Annotated in this window: 17 protein-coding genes; 5 read left to right on the top strand and 12 right to left on the bottom strand. The window is 37.8% G+C overall.

The window, feature by feature from the left end:
• The first annotated feature begins 568 nt into the window (after positions 1-568).
• Positions 569-2,005, top strand: coding sequence for a sensor histidine kinase (locus tag DSM106972_RS16975; protein ID WP_127081923.1), 1,437 nt, complete (start codon positions 569-571; stop codon positions 2,003-2,005).
• Positions 2,006-2,114: 109 nt separating this feature from the next.
• Here the strand turns inward: DSM106972_RS16975 and DSM106972_RS16970 are convergent, their stop codons facing one another.
• Positions 2,115-2,369: a type II toxin-antitoxin system Phd/YefM family antitoxin gene (locus DSM106972_RS16970; RefSeq protein WP_233787078.1), complete on the bottom strand. Its 255-nt coding sequence runs from the start codon at positions 2,367-2,369 to the stop codon at positions 2,115-2,117.
• A gap of 102 nt (positions 2,370-2,471) precedes the next feature.
• Between DSM106972_RS16970 and DSM106972_RS16965 the strand changes: the two genes are divergently transcribed.
• Positions 2,472-4,250, top strand: coding sequence for an ABC transporter ATP-binding protein (locus DSM106972_RS16965; RefSeq protein WP_127081791.1), 1,779 nt, complete (start codon positions 2,472-2,474; stop codon positions 4,248-4,250).
• Between the two features lie 34 nt (positions 4,251-4,284).
• Here DSM106972_RS16965 and DSM106972_RS16960 read toward each other — a convergent pair whose 3' ends face one another.
• The 3 genes from DSM106972_RS16960 to DSM106972_RS16950 form a co-directional block, all read right to left on the bottom strand.
• On the bottom strand, positions 4,285-4,575 hold the full coding sequence (locus DSM106972_RS16960) for a type II toxin-antitoxin system VapC family toxin (protein WP_201800739.1): 291 nt from the start codon (positions 4,573-4,575) through the stop codon (positions 4,285-4,287).
• Entirely contained in the window at positions 4,572-4,808 is a 237-nt protein-coding gene (locus DSM106972_RS16955; protein WP_127081790.1) for a type II toxin-antitoxin system Phd/YefM family antitoxin, read from the bottom strand. The genes DSM106972_RS16960 and DSM106972_RS16955 overlap by 4 nt, the downstream gene beginning before the upstream one ends.
• Positions 4,809-4,967: 159 nt before the next feature.
• The gene (locus DSM106972_RS16950) at positions 4,968-7,730 is read right to left on the bottom strand and encodes a PAS domain-containing protein (RefSeq protein WP_127081789.1); all 2,763 of its coding nucleotides are present in this window, start codon (positions 7,728-7,730) and stop codon (positions 4,968-4,970) included.
• 405 nt (positions 7,731-8,135) lie between these two features.
• On the opposite strand from DSM106972_RS16950, the gene DSM106972_RS16945 reads away from it, so the two are divergent.
• Positions 8,136-8,450 carry a DMT family transporter gene (locus tag DSM106972_RS16945; RefSeq protein ID WP_233787080.1) on the top strand — a complete coding sequence of 105 codons (315 nt, stop codon included), beginning with the start codon at positions 8,136-8,138 and terminating at the stop codon, positions 8,448-8,450.
• A 430-nt stretch (positions 8,451-8,880) separates the two neighbouring features.
• A complete protein-coding gene (locus DSM106972_RS16935) occupies positions 8,881-9,069 on the top strand; it encodes a hypothetical protein (protein ID WP_127081787.1) in 189 nt (62 codons plus the stop codon).
• Positions 9,070-9,816: 747 nt separating this feature from the next.
• Here the strand turns inward: DSM106972_RS16935 and DSM106972_RS16920 are convergent.
• The gene (locus DSM106972_RS16920; RefSeq protein ID WP_127081786.1) at positions 9,817-10,575 is read right to left on the bottom strand and encodes a WecB/TagA/CpsF family glycosyltransferase; all 759 of its coding nucleotides are present in this window, start codon (positions 10,573-10,575) and stop codon (positions 9,817-9,819) included.
• A 318-nt stretch (positions 10,576-10,893) separates the two neighbouring features.
• On the opposite strand from DSM106972_RS16920, the gene DSM106972_RS16915 reads away from it, so the two are divergent.
• Positions 10,894-11,199 (top strand): hypothetical protein, encoded by a 306-nt coding sequence (locus tag DSM106972_RS16915; protein ID WP_233787081.1) that lies wholly within the window; start codon positions 10,894-10,896, stop codon positions 11,197-11,199.
• Here DSM106972_RS16915 and DSM106972_RS16910 read toward each other — a convergent pair.
• The 7 genes from DSM106972_RS16910 to DSM106972_RS16880 all read right to left on the bottom strand — a co-directional run bounded on the left by DSM106972_RS16910 (position 11,191) and on the right by DSM106972_RS16880 (position 19,381).
• Positions 11,191-11,865 (bottom strand): response regulator, encoded by a 675-nt coding sequence (locus DSM106972_RS16910; protein ID WP_127081785.1) that lies wholly within the window; start codon positions 11,863-11,865, stop codon positions 11,191-11,193. The genes DSM106972_RS16915 and DSM106972_RS16910 overlap by 9 nt on opposite strands.
• Before the next feature lie 8 nt (positions 11,866-11,873).
• Positions 11,874-13,322 carry a sensor histidine kinase gene (locus DSM106972_RS16905; protein ID WP_233787893.1) on the bottom strand — a complete coding sequence of 483 codons (1,449 nt, stop codon included), beginning with the start codon at positions 13,320-13,322 and terminating at the stop codon, positions 11,874-11,876.
• Positions 13,323-13,964: 642 nt separating this feature from the next.
• A complete protein-coding gene (locus DSM106972_RS16900; protein ID WP_127081784.1) occupies positions 13,965-15,020 on the bottom strand; it encodes a glycosyltransferase family 2 protein in 1,056 nt (351 codons plus the stop codon).
• A 15-nt stretch (positions 15,021-15,035) separates the two neighbouring features.
• Positions 15,036-16,073, bottom strand: a complete 1,038-nt coding sequence (locus DSM106972_RS16895; protein WP_127081783.1) for a glycosyltransferase family 2 protein — start codon at positions 16,071-16,073, stop codon at positions 15,036-15,038.
• 86 nt (positions 16,074-16,159) lie between these two features.
• Positions 16,160-17,059, bottom strand: a complete 900-nt coding sequence (locus DSM106972_RS16890; RefSeq protein WP_127081782.1) for a hypothetical protein — start codon at positions 17,057-17,059, stop codon at positions 16,160-16,162.
• A gap of 57 nt (positions 17,060-17,116) precedes the next feature.
• On the bottom strand, positions 17,117-18,076 hold the full coding sequence (locus DSM106972_RS16885; RefSeq protein ID WP_127081781.1) for a glycosyltransferase family 2 protein: 960 nt from the start codon (positions 18,074-18,076) through the stop codon (positions 17,117-17,119).
• A gap of 27 nt (positions 18,077-18,103) precedes the next feature.
• On the bottom strand, positions 18,104-19,381 hold the full coding sequence (locus DSM106972_RS16880; RefSeq protein ID WP_127081919.1) for a lipopolysaccharide biosynthesis protein: 1,278 nt from the start codon (positions 19,379-19,381) through the stop codon (positions 18,104-18,106).
• Positions 19,382-19,407: the final 26 nt, after the last annotated feature.

Below are 19,407 nucleotides of genomic sequence, written 5' to 3'. Positions count from 1 at the left end.
AATACAATGTGTCAACATCAAATAGATGTTAATGGCTTATTTTCTATATATGAACTTTTACCTATACAGCACTCCTCTTTATATAAAAAACAGTAAATACCACACAAAACACCACAAGAACCTTCGCGTGTAATTTTTATTTCTTTACATCGCTCGATTACATAAAGAATTTAACTCTTTTAATCTCAAACCACCTTCAGTGAGAATATGGAATTATGAGGTATTGACGACAAAAAATACTCAGTAACAACACTGAGTATAGACAACCGCCTGAGTTATATATGATTCTAGGGTGTTGGCGGTTGAAGACTTTAACATTTGCAATTTCTGCTGTCAATGTGCTAATGAAGCGAAAAAATTCAGAGTCTGGGTAGCACAACAGAAGCTTTACATACTAATATTCTTTACGTAATCGAATATTTATAAACAGGAATAAAACAAAACCACCAACCTTATGCGTCTCAATATCAAGGGCGGGCAAGGATGCCCACTCCACAAGAATTTTTGAATATTGCCCACTCCACAAGACTTTTTGAATGTTTTAGTACTAAATAGCTGCTACACAAAAATGTTTCAAGCGACTCGTCGGCGCCTAGCGCTCTGGTACACTTCAATTACAGCCGTATTACTGCTATTGTTTGCGAGCGGAGTATACTTATACGTTCGTAGTACATTAGTTGAACGTGTTGATGATACTTTGAACCATGTGGTCGAAGTCGTTGAGCGTGCGCTTGTAATTGAACAGGTAAATCGTCAAAAGAAGGAATACCGTATAAATATAGAGGCGAGTTTTCGCAATAATGCTAATTCGGTAGAAGATGACCGTATTGATATCGAATGGTTTAGTCCTACGGGAGAGTTACTTTGGACAACTTTCCCTGAACCTATAAATATTCCTATTCACTCAAACCGTAACGGTGAAACTGTTCGCATCGAAAACAAAGGAACCCACTCAACACTCAGAACTCAGCACTCATCACTATTACTACGTCAAGTTACCGACCGTGTGGAAATTGGGCGCCAGGTTTTAGGATATTTACGTGTGAGTCATCCTTGGTTTGAAGTGTCAAAACCTAGTCGGCAATTAATGTTTGATTTAGCTTTGGGTACTAGTTTAATGGTGCTTTCAGTCGCTTACTGTGGTTGGTTTCTCTCTGGAAAAGCTATGGAACCTGTAAACGAGTCTTACCAACGCTTAAAACAGTTTACCGCTGATGCTTCCCATGAGTTGCGAAGTCCTATTGCCCTAATTCAAACGAATGTGCAGGTTGCGCTATCTGATTTAGAGTCAAATTTACAAGCAAATGAAACAAACGGCGCCACTAAGTCGCACTATAAGCAACAATTAAAAATTATCGAAAAACTTACGCAGCGTTTAGGCAAGCTAGTTAATGATTTATTATTCCTCGCGCGTCAAGATAGCGGTATCAGCAAAGATATATTTTCATCTTGCCCACTCGATGCTTTACTAATGGAAGTTGTGGAAGAACAGCAGTTGTTTTCAAAAGAGAAAAAAATTGCGCTTTCATTGACATTAATTGACCCACCTGAGACAGAAACCAACCCAGAAGTACTTGATAACTGGTTTGCGCTAAATGGTGACTGGGGTCAACTAGTGCGATTATTTACAAATTTAATAGGCAACGCATTACGCTATACTCCATCTGGTGGAACAGTAGATGTAGAATTGACACGTATCGAATCTATTTATCGAGTATCTGGACTGCGTTATCTTACTCCTTTACTAAAAGTAAAAGTTATTGACACTGGCATCGGTATTCCTACGGAAGCTTTACCAAAATTATTTGACCGTTTTTACCGAATAGACCCAGCGCGCGCACATAACCAGAGTGAAATTACTGAAAAAGCAACTGGTTCAGGTTTAGGTTTAGCTATTGCCCAAGCTATAGTAGAACTCCACCAAGGTCAAATTCAAGTTGAAAGTACAGTTGGTAGGGGTACAACGTTTATCGTGACTTTACCTATTGTTAAGAGTCACGAGTAAGCTTATATACTTTGAGGAGGACGGGGCTTGCGATGCCCATCCCAGAAGAGTTTATCAGAAGTTATGGCTATTATGTAAATTGAATATCAACAGCATGGTAGTGTGGCTTTTATGCGCTAGCAGGCGCCAGATTATATAACTCTTCTAACGGCTTGTCGAAGTCGTCAGACATCCAAACCGAACCTTCTGCACTACCTGGTTGACGATTGCGCTTTACACTTCGTTTAACCGGAGTCAATTTTACCACAGGCAAGTCATCCTTGATGATGACTATTTCTTCCCCTGTAAGGGCTGCATCAATAAACTGAGCTAAATTTTCGGATGCTTCTGTAACAGAGATTTGCAGCATAACAGTCGCACTCATTGAGATTACAATCTGATTTTAGCTTTTTTAACCCAGAGAAGGAATGAACGGCGCCTTTCTCCGTAGTATCATAGTACTTCTGCCTGTGGTGACTTCTGTAAAATGCGACACGAATCGAAACGTAATTCCTCGGCGCCTTCTCTAAAACGGGTGCTGGGCATTTTAAATACTTATCGCTTGCTGGTGTTAGGCGCCATCACTAGTTTATTACTACTAATTACAATCAATGCCATAACTCCACAGCTTTTTCGGTGGGGTATTGACCAGGGTATCGCAAAGGGTAATCTAGATGTTGTATACAAATGCGCGCTGTTTCTAGTTTTAGCAGCAGTTGGACGAGGATTATTTAGCTTTGGGCAGAGTTTTTTCGCAGAGGCAACTTCGCAAAATGTCGCTTACAATCTTCGTAATCAAATTTTTACTCAAACTCAGTATTTGAGTCAGAACTACTATAACCGCACAACAAGCGGACAGTTACTAACGCGCGTTACCAGCGATATCGACCAAATTCGGACTTTTGTTGGTACTAGTGTACTACAAGTGTTTAGCGGGCTAATTACTTTAGTTACGAGTGCGACTATTGTACTTGTAATGAATTGGAAGTTAGCACTCATAACATTGCTTTCAATACCAGTTGCAGGATTTATAGTGGGAAGGTTCTTTAAAAATAACTCACAGTTATTTAGATTAGTCCAAACACAGCTAGCAAATTTGAATGGTGTTCTTGAAGAGAATTTACTGGGTGTGCGGGTGGTAAAAGCATTTGTACGCGAAAAATCAGAAGTATTAAGATATACAAACCTTAACGGTGAGTTGTTAGAGTCGAACATGAAGACTGTAAGGGTGCTGCGAAATGTTTTCCCTGTTTTGTTTTTACTGAGTAATTTTATTACTTTAGCAGTTTTGGGATTTGGCGGCGCCGAAGTAATCAACAAGCAACTATCTTTAGGTGAGTTAGTTGCATTTAATTCGTATTTAGCATTTATTATCCAACCAGTGCTACAAATAGGTTTTGCATCTGGAGTTATTGCCCAAGCATCAGCTTCAGCAGGACGTGTATATGAAGTTATCGATGCACAAATAGATATTCACAACCGCGCAAATCCTATTACTTTAGAAACATGTGCAGGTAAAGTAGAATTTGAAGATGTAGATTTTCGTTACCCAGAAGCAAATACTAATGCGCTCTCTAAAGTTTCTTTTACAGTGAAACCAGGTGAATTTGCAGCTATTGTAGGGATGACAGGAACGGGTAAAAGCACAATTGTTAATTTAATTCCCCGCTTCTATGATGTTACATCAGGCGCCGTGAGAATAGATGGCTACGATGTGAGAGATTTAACGGTTGATAGTTTGCGTTCGCATGTTGGTGTAGTCTTTCAAGATGCAACTTTATTTTCAGGAACTATTCGCGATAATATCGCATATGCTGTACCAGAGGCGCCTTTAGACAAGATAATTGAAGCAGCTAAATTTGCAGCTATTGATGACTTTATTAGTAGTTTACCCGATGGTTACGACACAATTGTTGGCGAGCGGGGTATTGGGTTATCTGGAGGACAAAAACAGCGAATAGCTATTGCACGTACTGTACTTACTGATTTTAGTATTCTCATTCTCGATGATAGTACTTCTGCTGTCGATGCGAAAACAGCTACATTAATTCAAGAGTCTTTGAATGACTTAATGCGGCGGCGCCGTTGTACAGTAATAATGGTTGCTCAAAGACTCAGTAGTATCCGCAATGCTGACCGCATTTTACTTCTTGATAAAGGTAAGTTAGTCGCACAGGGTACACACGAAGAGTTGTTAAGTAATAAATTATATGCAGCTATTTTAGCTTCGCAACAAAAACAAGGCGCCTTGGAGAATGTATCTTAAATCTATTGATATATATACTGCAAACGGTTAAAATCTAGACCTTTGTCATGTTTAGTTCCTCAGCATGACATGAAAGCACACTTTTCAAACATCCTCTAAGACTCAAAATTTGATGGAGATTGCGTTGTTTTGGTAAATATGTTTCAGGCGACTCTGGTAATGGTAATTTGCCCAATTGATACTTAATTATGCACTCCCATACTGAAACAACGCTTAAATATACTTCGTTATCTGGGTCACGAACAGCATTTATAGTGTTAATCGATAGTTTATTATCCCCACTGATAAGCCATAAAAAAATGTGCGTGTCTAAAAGGATTTTCATCGCCCCTCAAATCCCCTAATAATATCGTCTGGTAACGGTGCGTCAAAATCATTACTGACAGTAAATTCTCCAGCACATAAACCAAATGGTCTCAATTGCTTGACAGAACTAGCAGGTTTAAGTTCAGCAATAGGTTTATCAGCTTGCATAATTACAAAGCTTTCACCTTCCTCCACTTGACGGAGATACTTTAACGGGTTGTTTTGGATTTCATCTATTGTTATACTTAGCATTGTAATTACTGACCTTAGCTTAAAAATTAGTACTTTACTTTAGTTAATTATACATTAGGCAGGGGGCAACGCTATGACTCACCAGAATGCACCTTATCCATAAGGGTAAGCAGGGCTACACCTACCGAAGCAAAAACAAGCTTTACAAGCGGATGCATTTTACTTAATTAGGTTGGAAATAGCTTTAATTAACTCGATTGGTTCGACAGGTTTTGTCATGTGAAGTTGAAAACCAGCATTTCGAGAGCGTTCTCTATCTTCTTGTTTTGTATAAGCTGTTAGTGCAATAGCAGGAATGTTACAGTTGTGTGTTGTTAGTTGGCGTATTTTTCGTATTAGTGTGTGACCGTCTTCTTCTGGCATCCCGATATCACTGATAATAATATCAGGTTGAAATTCTTCAAAAATTGCTAAGGCTTCTTTTACACAGGATGCTGTTGTTACTATTGCTCCATATTCTTCTAAAGCGCAACTTAAATAAGTACAGTTATCAGGTTCATCATCTACAACTAAGATTTTTTTGTTGGATAAAATAGTAGGAGATATTTCCTCTTGTCCTGTTTGTCCCTCTTGTCTGGTTGCTTCCTGTTCTAATAGTGGTAGCGTTACAGTAAACGTCGCTCCCTGTCCGGACCCTAAACTAGAAGCTGTAATGGCGCCATTATGTAATTCTACAAGGTGACGAACAATCGCAAGCCCTAAACCTAACCCATCTTTGGCACGTGTTGTAGTGTTTTCTACTTGACGGAACCGTTCAAATATATAAGGTAAAAAATCTGCACTAATACCTTTACCTGTGTCGGTAACTGTTATTTGTGTTGTATGATGGTTAACAATTTTAAGACAAATCTCAACCCGTCCCAAAGAAGGTGTAAATTTAATCGCATTGGTAAGTAAATTACTAACTATCTGCTGCAACCGATTCATATCACCTAAAACTAAACACTTCGTTGCATAATTTCTTATTTGCAAGTCTATTTTTTTCGCATCTGCCGATAGACGTAGATTATTAACTGTAGTTTCAATAGTCGTAGCAAGATTAACAGGTTGTAATGTTAAACGTAAATTACCCCGAATCATCCGCGAAATATCGAGCAAATCTTCAATTAACTGTACCTGTGCAACTGTGTTACGTTCAATGACTTCTAACGCACGTGCAGTATTCGCGCTATCGAAGTTACGAGTTTTTAATAACTTTGTCCAACCTAAAATCGCATTGAGAGGACTTCGTAACTCATGAGAAACAATAGCAAGAAATTCGTCTTTTGTGCGGTTTGCAAGTTCTGCTTCTTCACGTGCTGCTTGTGCTTCTGCTAAAAGCTGGTTTCTTTGCGCTTCTAATTCTTTTTGGTCGTGAATATCTGTACAGCTACCAAACCATTTAATAACGTTACCCCGCTCATCTATAATTGGGTAACCTCTAACTAAATTCCAACGGTAAGTTCCGTCAATATATTTTAAGCGGTATTGTATTTCGTATAATGAATTTGTATTACTCGTAGTTGATTGCCAAAAAGCTTGAACTCGCAATACATCATCTGGATGAATAAATTGTAACCACCCCATCTGTAGTGCTTGCTCAACGTCACACCCTGTATATTCAACCCAACGATGATTAACAAAGTCGCTATTACCATTTGAACAAGCTCTCCACACTATGTTTGGAACAGTTTCCACTACATAACGATAGCGTTCTGTACTCTCCCACAGTGCCTCTAACACTTGTTTACGCTCGGTAATATCCACAGCTATAATAGTAACAATCCATGCATTTTCAGTTTGATCGAACTGAGAAGTTAAAGTATCATTAATCCATCGTAAGCTACCATCTTTATGGTAAAATCTATACTCATAACTTACTGTTTGTTCGGCAAAAATATTTTCAAACTTAGGTAAAATCACATTTTCTAAATCGGATGGCGCCACTCTTGACAACCAAAGTTTTTTATCCTGCAATAGTTCTTGACTGGTGTAACCAAAAATTTTCTCACACCCAGGAGAATAATAATCAGACTTCCAATCTTGATTTGGAAATACCCAAAATCTGCTAATTGACGCATTTACATTATTAAGGACAAAAGCTAACTTCTCCTCAGAACGTTGCAATGCTTCTTCTGCTTGTTTACGTCGAGTAATATCAACTGTGCTACCAACTATCCTCACTGCTTGACCATTCGCATCTCGTAAAATAATTCCTTGTTCTTGTACCCACAGGTAATGACCTTGCTTATGGCGAACGCGATACTCCCCAGTATAGCGCTGCTTCGATTCTAAAATAGTCGTCAACTCCTCACCTTTGATATAGTTTATATCATCAGGATGTATAAGTTGATGCCACCATTGTGCAGTTGGTTCAGCCTCAGATAATGTATAACCAACTAATTCCATTAAACCGCGCGTTCTTTCTACAGTGTTGGTTTGTAAGTCTAAATCAAATATCAAGCAATTAACTGCCTCTGCTGCTAGTTCAAATTGTTCGGAAGTGCGAAAATGTGCTTCACTTGCTTGTAATTTGTGTCGTAGCTCGTTAATCTCAATCGCACTGCGTACCGCTATGCGTAAGGTATCAGGTGAACTAGTTTTTACTAAGTACTCACTAACTAAATGGCGAACTGAACAATTACAGGTGCCCATCATTTCGTCTCGATATTCTGTTATTCCTATTAATGGTGGTAGATATGATTTACCCATCTGAGCCTGTAAATTTGATATAAATTCAAATCCACCTGTCTTTGACTCGATAAAATCAAGCAAAACGCAATCTGGTTTAGCCTCACAACACAAAGTCAACCCCACTCTTAATTCTGCTTCTAAAATTTTATAATTATACTTTGATTCTTCGAGAAGACAGTGCCGATAAGCCACGCGGTCTTCAGCACAATCACTAATAATCAAAATAGTACGGTCTTGCTGTGTTGCCATTTTTTTCCCCAATATCCAGTTACAAGTGGTTACAGTTGCAAAACAGGATAGTAATTGCTTTAACTTTTAGATTCAAAACTTCAGAAGTGCTTAAACCTAGAATTAAAAGTACATATTATATGTCACAAGCGGTAAACTTTATTTTGACCTGGCGCCCTTTGATTTGCAAGAGGTATTACAGTCTCGAATTTAGGCATTGCTTATTCTATGCAGCATCTGGGCACAACACTTATACAAGTTACTACTTTGGAGTGATTCACATTTCTATCTTTTGAAAGGTGTTGCTTACATTATTTACTTCTAAAGTAGCTTGACAAATGCAAACTTCAAGTGTATTAACGTACTGTACAATTGAATTTGAACATTTGTTGGGTTCCGTTTCTCCGCCCAACCTACAACCGAACTTTGACGTCACTTATTATTTGCTTATTTGCGCGATACCCAATTCCAGCTTGGACATCATTATCCCAAACCTCGTGGTGGATGTGGATTGGAGGTTGCTTGGGAACTTTATATGTATGGTCAACAATTTTTGCCACACCTCAAATTGGTGCAGCACTTACACTCGGACTGACAATTGCAGGTCAAATGGTTGCAGCACTTTTTCTCGATAATTATGGCGCCATTGGTCTTACCAAATATCCCGCAAGTCCAGAGAGAATTGCAGGAGTAGTAATGGTTATATTAGGAGTTTCGTTAGTTGCTTACGCAAAGCGATAAATTATCGAATAATTAATTTATGGTGATAAACAGGAGTTTCTAGCTCACTAATTCAACCAAAGCATCCCATTGAAACCGGACTACGTGTGAGACCGAGCAGCCACGGTAATTTTCAGTTGTGAATACTGCAAGGGTGACACTGGTCTGCCCAGCATCTAAAATTTGTTTCACCTTGCAGATTTGCCTTTTGTTCTTACAGTAAGCAATGATGCGGTCACCATCCTTTATGTCCAACGCTTTAATTTTCAATTTATACTTAGCCTCATTAATAAAATTGGTTTAGCCAAAGATGGTGCTATGCTTACCGCGTTAACGGTTAGAATACTTATTCACTATAGCATAAAAATTGAGGGATGATATCAAAAGTTAATTGTTATGTCAAGATGGCCTATACTGTAGGTGATATAAGCCCAGAGGTTCAATTGCAAGTATGCCTTCAATTACATACAACCGTACTGACAGCAAGCAACCGCAAAACATCAACATTAAAGGTTATGTTGTCCATCCAGGATTACATATCCTCTCGCATCAACAGATGAAGTTGCTACGTGAGCAAATATTGCTCGATGACAAGTTAGAGTCTCTGGTTAATCAAGGTATTATTAAATTGATGGGCTAATACGTAGTTGCCTGGTAAAGATTTGAGTAAGGTGTGTTACTGCTTGAACAATCTACTAAATACGCAAAATTATAGTGCAGTAATGCACCATTCTAATAATTATAGTGATAGGTAAGCAGGTACTTGCTCAAAGTCTTTGAAAATAAAAAAATATCCAAAATTTTCTTATGGGGTGTGCATCTAAAGCAAATACTTCAATATTAGGACGGGGCACGTGGCGGGCGCCCATCCCACAAGAAAGATGTTAATTTAATTTTCATAATTCATGCAGGATTGCTATATACTAGAAAAGATATTTTATAATAAAAGCGTAGAAGCAATATAGGAAAGCTTTAAGATGAAACAGCTTTAAGTAAAAGAGACAGATACAGCGCTTGTAACATTACTTGACGAGGTAACGGCTAGCTAGTCTGAAGTTGTAATTACGCGCAATGGTCAGCCTATAGCTCGCCTTGTTCCTTGCAAAATAACATCATTTTCAACACCAAATTATCCATTGCGGGGAATGCCAATTGTAATCTCGGAAGACTTTGATGAACCTATGCCAGAACTTTGGGAAGCATTGGGCGAATGATTTTATTAGATACTCGCACTTGGCTTTGGTTACTTCACTAACCAAGTAAATTATCCAGTAAAGCCCAAGCCATCATTGATATAGAAGAACCGCAAAATGGCTTGCTAGTATCGGCAATTTCGGTATGGGAAATAGCTGTAAAATCGAGTATTGGAAAATTAAACTTACCAGTTTTACGTTGTTTGTTCGCCTTGGTTTAAAGTGACAGCGCAAGATAGTACTAAACTTAAGAAGACAAGATTACCTATGATGTAGCGGCGCCACATTCGGTTTGGTTCCATTGCTAGGCGCCACAACCATTCCATACCAATCACACGAATGAAATATGGTGCGCGAGCTATACGAAGAGCGACAAAATCAAACAGACCTCCAACACCCATACAAGTAATTTCAGGCAGGAGATTTGCGTGTTGGTCAATCCAAATTTCTTGTAATGGTACGCCCATTGCTACTAACAGTAGGTGTGGACGAGCTACCCTGATTGCTTCTAATATTTGTGGGGTTTCTGAGTCAGAGAAATACCCGTGCTGGGTTCCTGCAATTATTAAGCCAGGGTAGGCTTTTTTTAGGTTTGCTGCTGCTATTTCAGCTACGTTCGGCTTGGCGCCAAGAAGATATATTGATAGATTTTTGGCGGCGCCGTTTTTGCACAGAGATGGAACTAAGTCGGTGCCATTGAGATTATGTACTAGCGGTGTACCCAAAAAGGCACTACCCCAGCGAACTCCACTTCCGTCTGCAAGCAATAAATCACCTTGCTCCAATGCTTGTGCGAGTGCTGGGTTTCTGGCAGCAGTTACCATAGTATGCGCGTTGCCATAATATACACGACCACCTTGCCGCTTGAGTAACCGCGCTAATAGTACTTCGATTGCTTCAGATTCGGGCATCCGATCAAAATTGATGTTCAGAAAACTAACTCTGTCTGCCATATATATATAATTTGAAGCTAGTGATAAACCCTGTTTCTTCACGTAAGTCTTTGTATAGTTTGCTCTTTTAATAACAGTGAAAAATACTATCTGGTGACTATTCACAAGCTCAGGTTTAAAGCATCCTCATGGCAAGATAAAATTATCCATATAGCTATCCACTTGGTAGTAGTATGCAAATAGTTTTAACTCCATAATGTCATCATCTATAAATAAATAAACAGATGCGATTACTACGACACCACATTATTTGTAGAGACCGTATTAATACGGTCTCTACGATGCCATTAAAAATTATAGAATTAACTTGTAGCTGCTATGGAAAGGCAACGTATTATGGTTATTGGTAGTAATGTGACTACCGTGCAACGTGTTAGCAGCTACTGCTTGAAAAAGAATTTAGAAGTTTTTCCTTACTACGGTATTCCTATTGTTGATGATATAACTCTGTTTGCCCCTCATGTCGTGGTATTATGTCTACCTATACCTGAGAACTTTCAACTTTGTCAGATACATCAACCTTATATTTTTTGGTCAGAAAATAAAATCTCGGAGGAGCAAGAATTGGAAGGATTGGAAGAATTGTATATTTGTGTGCAAAAAGCTCTTCAAACTTTAAATTAAACCTTCGCGCACTGCTAAAGCTGCTGCCTGAACGCGGTCATCTACGCTAAGTTTGTTCAGAACCATACGTACATAGGACTTGACGGTTCCTAGTGAAAGGTAAAGATTATCGGCAATCTGCTGGTTTGAATATCCTTGAGCAATAAGTTTAAGAATTTCGCGCTCACGATTACTGAGAACTGGTTGTTGAATTTCTGGAGAGGAAGTTTCTGTGTCAACGCTTTTGTTGAGCATTCGAGCAACTTGTTGAGCTATTTGTGGGTCTAAATAAGCACCACCCATTTGAATTAATTGAATGACAGCGATGAGTTGTTCCCATTCAATGCTTTTAAGGCAATAACCATCTGCACCTGCTGCGAGCATCCCCATCACCTGGGTATCTTTGCCAAATGCACTCAATGCTAAAATACGAGTCTCAGGGCGCCTGCTTTTTATTTGTTGGGTAGCTGTAATTCCATCCATGACTGGCATTTCAATGTCCATCAATACTACATCTGGTTCGAGTTGAGTTGCTAATTCAATAGCCTGGGCGCCGTCCGAAGCTTCTCCAACCATAGTAAAGCCAGGTTCAAGGGTAAATTGACCTTTCATTCCTCGACGAATTAAAGCATGGTCATCGACTAATAAGATCCGCAAAGTTTTCTTTTCATCTTTTACAGTGGTCATGATGCCTCCTAGATTTCTTTCAGATGATTGAACCAGGCTTTACTTCTATCAACCGGGAGGGTGAACCAAAAGGTGCTACCCTCTCCAGGCGAACTTTCCACCCCAATAGTGCCAGAGTGAGATTCAATTATTTGACGACACAAGTACAACCCAAGTCCTGCTTTGCCATGCCGACCTTTTCCCTGAATAAAGCGGTGAAAAAGTCGTTCCTTCTCTTGTGGTGCAATTCCTGAACCCTTATCGCGCACGTATACCTGTACTTGTTCCCCAAAGCTTTTTGTCCCAAGTGAGATTTCCGATAATGGTAAACTAGCTCGCACGGCGTTATCAATTAGGTTTTGCACGACTCGTTGAATTTCTAACTCATCACCGTAAACGGTTGGCAGTGATTGAGGTATTTCTAATGTGAACTTTAATTCACACTTTGAAGAAGCTTTGATTTGAGCTATTACTTTGACAAAAATCTTTTCCCAATCAAGGGGGTCGTAGTTTAAATAGGCGCCACGTCCAGATTCATAGCGCGAGACATCTAAGAGGACTTCTACAAGTTTGAGAATATCCTCGTTAGCTTCGCGGTACTCTTCAAATATTTCTTTCCAAGTCTCCGAGACCGTCCCAAAAGCTCCTTTAATCATCCCGTCTAAGGTGGTACGAGTCGCAAGCAATGGAGTACGCAAGTCATGAGAAAGGGCGCAAATCATATCCTCAAGCTGTTGGTTACGTACCTCAATGCGTTCCTGACGGTGACGAGTTTCATCTGCCATTCCATCTAAAACTACAGCTAACTGACCGATTTCGTCTTGTGATGAATAGTCAACCTGAACTGACATTTGACCTTGGCGCCAAAGTTTGCCTGTCTCTGTCAACTGCTGTAAAGGAATTTCTGCTCGTCGATACAAACGCTGAAGGTTTAAAACCGCTCCTGCTATAATCATTACTGTGGTGAAAATATTTATAACAGTCTTGACGTGGTTTAATTGCTGTAAACTGTTTGTGCGTTCTATTAAAAGTATTTCCTCACGCTTAATTAAAACGTTAATTTCACTGCACAAGTAACTAAATAAAGTACCTCCTGTCATGTGGTAGCTACTGACATAATTAGAAAACATCTTCTGGTTAAACTTGAAAAGCCAGTGGTTATGTAAATGTTTAATTTTATCAAGTTCTTGGAGTTGGGTCGGGTTGTCCTCCATTAAATCGTATAGTTTATTAAAGCTGTCGCGAAAGGGGAAGCTACTTTCACCATAATTTTCTATCATCAACTGTTGGTGAGTGTAATATAAAGAAATCGCTGTTTGCTCATCTATTACAGCATTTAATAGGCGTTCCCCTTCATGCTGTACTATCAAGCTATGAGTTTTCCAATCAGACGCTTGATAATTAAGGTTTTCTACCCAGATGTTAAAGCCTTGCTGCCCCAAGATTAATAACACCAACACTAAAAAGCTAGTGTACAAAGGCGCGAATAAATGACTTTTTGAGGTAGTTTTGGTTAGTGAATGAAAAAGATTAATAATTAACACAACTCTACCAATCCGTAAGCTTACATAGGCGATATCAAACAGTTGGCACATATTGCTAAATTCTTCATATCACTATTGCAAGTAAAAAATCTTTTGTCAACCTTGGTCTCAAAAGCTACACAGATTCTTGCTACCGCTTTTTATCTGGATTTATAAGTATAAATATTTACCATTTATCTTTTTATTAAAATATTCTATTTCTTTTACTTTTCTACATTTATACTCAATATATCGAATTTGTTTTATCTGTGAAACACTGTAGGCGCCTGATAAGCGAATTTATGCCAAGTTTAATGTAATATTATATACCATTATATTTGCGGATGAATAATTTATTAGTATTAAACAACACTCATAATCTATATTAATTTTTGATAAAAGTATATTCAACTAAAATGAAGCTGTACTCTTTGCCAGGGATACGTTACGGTATTTTTTTATAAAGATAAACAAAGTCTATTCATCATAATTACTTATACTAAAACAGCATTATTTTAGTTTTCGCCTATACCAAAAGCACCCTGACCACTTTTGTAAAGAGTCTAAGGCGCCGATTGGTAATGTACAATCATTAATTTAGATTGATACAACATCTTGCGTGATAACATCTTGTGTGATTATATCTTGGGTGATGCGGCGCCTTTGGGTGGCTCCTGTTTTCTTGAGTGCAAAAGCTTCAATTGATTTGTAGAGGGACTGAGGTAGAAGAAAAATGAGGTAGGCAGCGACTAAGGTTAAAAGGGTACGACGTGGTTCGTAAACGATGATACGCCAGTTTGTAGATAAAGCTCCATTAACGAGTTCTACAGCCATAGAACCATCTTGAAGACTAACTGCTTTGCGAGCTAAATATCTTAACTGATATGCTCTAGCTAGTGTTCCCCATTTATCAACTAGTTCTGGTGCGTATGAGCTAGCTTTGGAAATCACCTTTTCCCAAGAGTCTAATTGTTCAAATAAATTAGCTGATAAACCGCTTGAAGTTACTCGATACAATGTCAACGCTTCAGGAATTCCTTCCAAAAGCCAATTAGTCTGAACAGAAATACGTATCCAACATTCTATATCCTCTGAGCGGCGAAAATGTTCATCAAAATAAAAATCTTCTACAGTACCGTAAAGATTATCTTGAAATTTAATCGCTTCTAAAACTGATTTACGCATTACCGCTGCTGACCCATTACTAATTGGGTTTCGGCAAAGAACTAAAGATGGAGTGATACCCGTGAGTAATGGTAATTGATAGATACCCAAGGGTTGTCCATTTTCATCAATAAAAGCAGAGCGACTAAAACTAACTCCGACTTTTGGGGCATTTTCTAGATGAGTTACGTGTTTTTCGAGTTTTTCAGGCAACCACAGGTCATCAGCATCTAAAAAAGTTAAATATTCTCCAGTTGCATGTCGAATACCTGTGTTCCTTGCTCCGGGTAGTCCGCGATTCTGTTGACGTATAATTTTAATTCTAGGGTCTGTGAATTGCCGACAAATTTCTATACTTCGGTCAGGAGAACCATCGTCAATAATTAGGAGTTCAAAATTTTTGTAAGTTTGGTCAAGAGCCGATTGCACGGTAGCAGCTACATATTTCTCGGCTTTGTAAACTGGGATAATAATAGAAACTTTTTTCATTTGGATATATTCCTGTTAAATACAACTTTGTTGGTAATCGAGCTTGTCTTGAAGAATACGCCGTTTTTGGTTAGCTCCTGTCATTTTTAAGCCTAGAGTCTCAATTAATTTATAAATAGACTGTGGCAGAAGCCAAAGCGAATAGGCAGCAGCAAACGTCAAAAACATGCGACGCGGTTCAAGAATAAGAATTCGCCAGTTGGCACTTATTGCTTGATTAATTAATTGCACAGCTATTGAACCAGATTGAAGACGCACTGCATTACGAGCTAAATACTGTAAGTGGTAAGCTCTTGCTTGGTGTTCCCAACGAGTAACTATTTGTGGAGCGTAGGAACGTGTCTTTTCAATCACTTGTTCCCAGCAATCTAACTGTTTAAGAATATTTGCTGAAAGTCCATTTGTATTAACCCGATATAAAGTTAGAGCTTCAGAAATGCCTTCTATTTGCCATTTGGTCTGAATGGAAATGCGTATCCAACATTCAATGTCCTCCGCACGGCGAAAGTTTTCATCAAAATAAAAGTTTTCTACGGCGCCATAAAGATTATCTTGGAATTTAATTGCTTCAAAAACTGAACTGCGAACCACTGCTGCCGAACCATTGCCAACAGGATTGCGACCAAGTAAATAAGGTGTAGTGATTTCTTTCAGCTTAGGCATTAGGTATGTACTTAATTTTCCAGCTTCGTTGATAAAGCTAGAGCGGCTAAAACTAACTCCAACATCAGGCGCATTTTCTAGGTGAGCAATATGTTTTTCTAACTTTTGTGGCAACCACAGGTCATCTCCATCGATAAAAGCTAAATATTCTCCAGTTGCATGGCGAATACCAGTATTTCTAGCTCCAGCTAGTCCTCGATTTGCTTGGTGAATGATTTTAATTCTAGGGTCTACAAATTTTTGACAAATTTCTATACTGTTATCTTGAGTTGCATCGTTAATAATCAGTAACTCAAAATTTGTATAGGTTTGAGCGAGAACAGATTGTATAGTCGCAGCTATATAATTCTCTACTCCATAAACCGGAATCATTACAGATACTTTTTTCATATTTAAGATAAGATAACGATAAGAAACCCGGTTTCTAAGCAAAATTTTTCTTTTGATTACAAGATTTTAAGAAAGAAACCGGGTTTCTAAAAATTGCTGTAACCTAAAATACACTGTCTCTGACGTAGTGATAGTTTACTAGAAAGTTCTAATAACTCATTTCTAGTCAATACAGCTTTGTTAAAAATTGTTATGGGTCGTCTAGATGTGTATGAATAAGTGATTGAATATCTATCTACTTTTGCAGGTGGTTTAGCACGGTGAAAAATGTTGCCTGTATCACTAAAAATTACTGTCCCAGAACCTCCAAGGCAAGGTTTCCAATTAGATGTAGGGACAATTGTTTTAATAATTTCATCAGAGATAAAACCAGAGGTATATTGAAGAGTTTTACGTAACGATGTACTTAAACATTTTGAAATGTATTCAAATGGTCCACCATTCAAAGTCACATTATTTAAATAAATGATGATTCTAACCATACGATGGTCTTCTATATCTATATGCCATTGCCTAACACCAATTAGTTTTCCATTCGCAACCTCCCTACGAAAATGGGCGCCGTGATATAGTACAGGAAGACCAATGTAATTTTCAATAATATTGAGTAATCGTTCTTCGAGTCCCCACAAAAAAATTTCTGGATACTTCATTAATTTAAATAAAGGTAAACTAATTACATAATTTCCATTGTCAGCTTCATCGTTAGAAACGGCTAATAACTCTGGTAATAACTTTTTGGCGCTAGCATTAACTAAAGATGTTGAGGGAATTGCTAATTCTTCTAAAGAGGTAATAAAAACTCCTTCTTCATTTAAAAACTCGACTTTCTTTAAGTCTTCTAAGTCAATTTTTGGTAAATATTTAACATATTTTTTGATTCGTCTTTGATACAAAAATTCTGAGACAACTCTAATAACTCCAAATTGTAGAATAATTCTTTTGATTTTGTTGGGAACACGTTTAATCTTTTCTGTAAATGTCATCTATCTTTACCTTTGCTTTATTTAAGTAGGGTGGGCAATGCCCACCTTACAAATTAGTTAAGTTGCAGGGTTTGAAAATATTAGGCGAAAAAAGCCTGTAAAGTCTTTAGTTCTTTCACGTGAAAGTAGTTGCATCAATATTAATTTTGTAGCTAATTTTTGAACTTTTCTGTTTAACAAAAGCTTTGGATTTAATCGAACAGCCGTTTGTAACTCTTGACTCGCTATTTTAGCTCCATGCTGACCAGGAATATTTTCTAAACTCATGTGAGTCAAATATTCATAAATGTTTGCTAGGCTTTGATTTTTAAGACCTAGTAGGTCTGGTGCAGCTTTCTTAAAAGCATTGTCATGAACTTGAATACAATTTTTTTTCATCAACTCAATTTTTGTAGATAATGAATTAGTTGATTTGCGGTAGAAAATCTGAGTTTTTGGAACTACAACAAAAGACCACTTAGCTGCTAAACGTAACCAATAATCCCAATCTTCAACAGGTGTTATAGAACTATCAAATGAACCAACCGATTCAATAGCTTGTTTGCGAACTAACGGAATTGAACCACAACCAAAAAAGTTTTTAACTAACAACTGGGAATAAACATTACCCTCAAACAAAAACTTTTCATGATGATACAAAAATTTACTTTGTTCATCTATAAAGCAAGTCCAACTATAAGCAACTCCTGCTTCTGGATGGTGTTGTAAAGCTGCAAGTTGTAATTCCAACTTGTCTGAACTCCATAAATCATCAGAATCAAGAAATGCAATGTAGTCACCAGTTGCATGAGTAATACCACGATTACGAGCAACTGCAACTCCAGCATTTTCGTATGAAAAAATTTTAAGACGAGAGTCTTTGACTGTATTCAGCAGTTCTACAGTTCGGTCAGTAGAGCCATCATCAATTATAATTATCTCAATATTTGAGACTGTTTGTTGACGGACTGATTCAATTGTTTCTAAAATAAAACGTTCAGCATTGTAAGCAGGAATAATGACGGATATAGTTTCCATTGCAGTTTGTACTCCTTAGAAAATTTATTAATAATTGCCTATAACTTCTTTAATAGGTTTATTTTGTAGAGCATAATTACTAGCCCAGACGGTAAATATAGGTATTGCTATTACATGAGTAATTAATACGGTTGCAGCTACCCAAAAAATTCCCCACTTTACAGCTAGTAACAAAGAAATTGCAAAAAATACAGTAAAAATTAGGTTCCAGTAAAGATTGATATGACTTTTATCTACGGAGTTTAGTAGCATAGAGGCAGCATCACCGAATGGACGTGGCGCCGCTGAAAGGCAAATAAGTATAAGTATGGGAATAGCTGTTACCCATTTATGCCCAAAAATAATTGGTACGTAGAACGGAGCTAAACTTGACTGTAGCAAAACAAGCGGAACCACAATTAAACAAATAGTTTTCAGACTGCTAAAATAACGCTGCTTAAATAGCTTAAAGTTTTCACGAACTGCACAAAGATGCGGGTATAAAGACCAAGTTAAGGCATTAATCACATTCATGCTAATTCCTAGTCCTGCATTGAAAGCAAAATAATATACTCCTAAAGCATCGACACCTAAAAAACGCCCAACAAGTAAATAATCGAAATTAGCTCTTAACTTATTTAGTAACTCAACACCGAGAATATTTTTAGCAAACTTAATAATTTCTTGCCATTGGTTAAGACTGAAAGACATCTTAGGGCGCCAGGAATGATTCATATAATTTATTACAATCCATACTGGGGTTGTCAAGACAATCGGTAAGACAATAGCCCATATTCCCATACCCAATAAAGCTAAAACTATAGTAATAATATTACTTAATAACGACTGAACAGCATTGCATATTGCAGTAATTTTTAGACGGTTTTCTCGCTGAATTAATGCTGACTGTACAGAGAAAATAGGCAACATTAAATAAACTAACGCCATTACACAAATAGGTAAAATAACTTGGTCATTCCCATAAAACCAAGCAACCGGAAATGCCAAAATGCACTGAATCAAAAAAAGTGCTATAGATAAAATCCAATTTAGCCAGTATGATGTTTCGCATATCAGATTTAAATTTTTCTCCTCAGTCTGAATAATCTTAGACCCAATTCCTGCTCTTAAGGTAAAAACAGTTGTAAATTCATAAGTCGTCATCACAATCGCAACTAATCCGTAATCATAAGCATTTAACAGTCTAGCTAAAGTTACTGTTGTTCCTAAACGGAAGATACGATTGGCTAACTCTGCTCCCCCTAACCAGCCAACATTACGAAGAAATTGACCAGATAATTTTTGTTTAAGCTGATTAATTAACATTAATAGTCCAAGCTGGTTTGACAAAA

The sequence above is a fragment of the Dulcicalothrix desertica PCC 7102 genome, assembly GCF_003991905.1.
Taxonomy (GTDB): domain Bacteria; phylum Cyanobacteriota; class Cyanobacteriia; order Cyanobacteriales; family Nostocaceae; genus Dulcicalothrix; species Dulcicalothrix desertica.
Note: the sequence above shows the minus strand (reverse complement) of the source record. Positions and strands in the feature narration are given on the sequence as shown.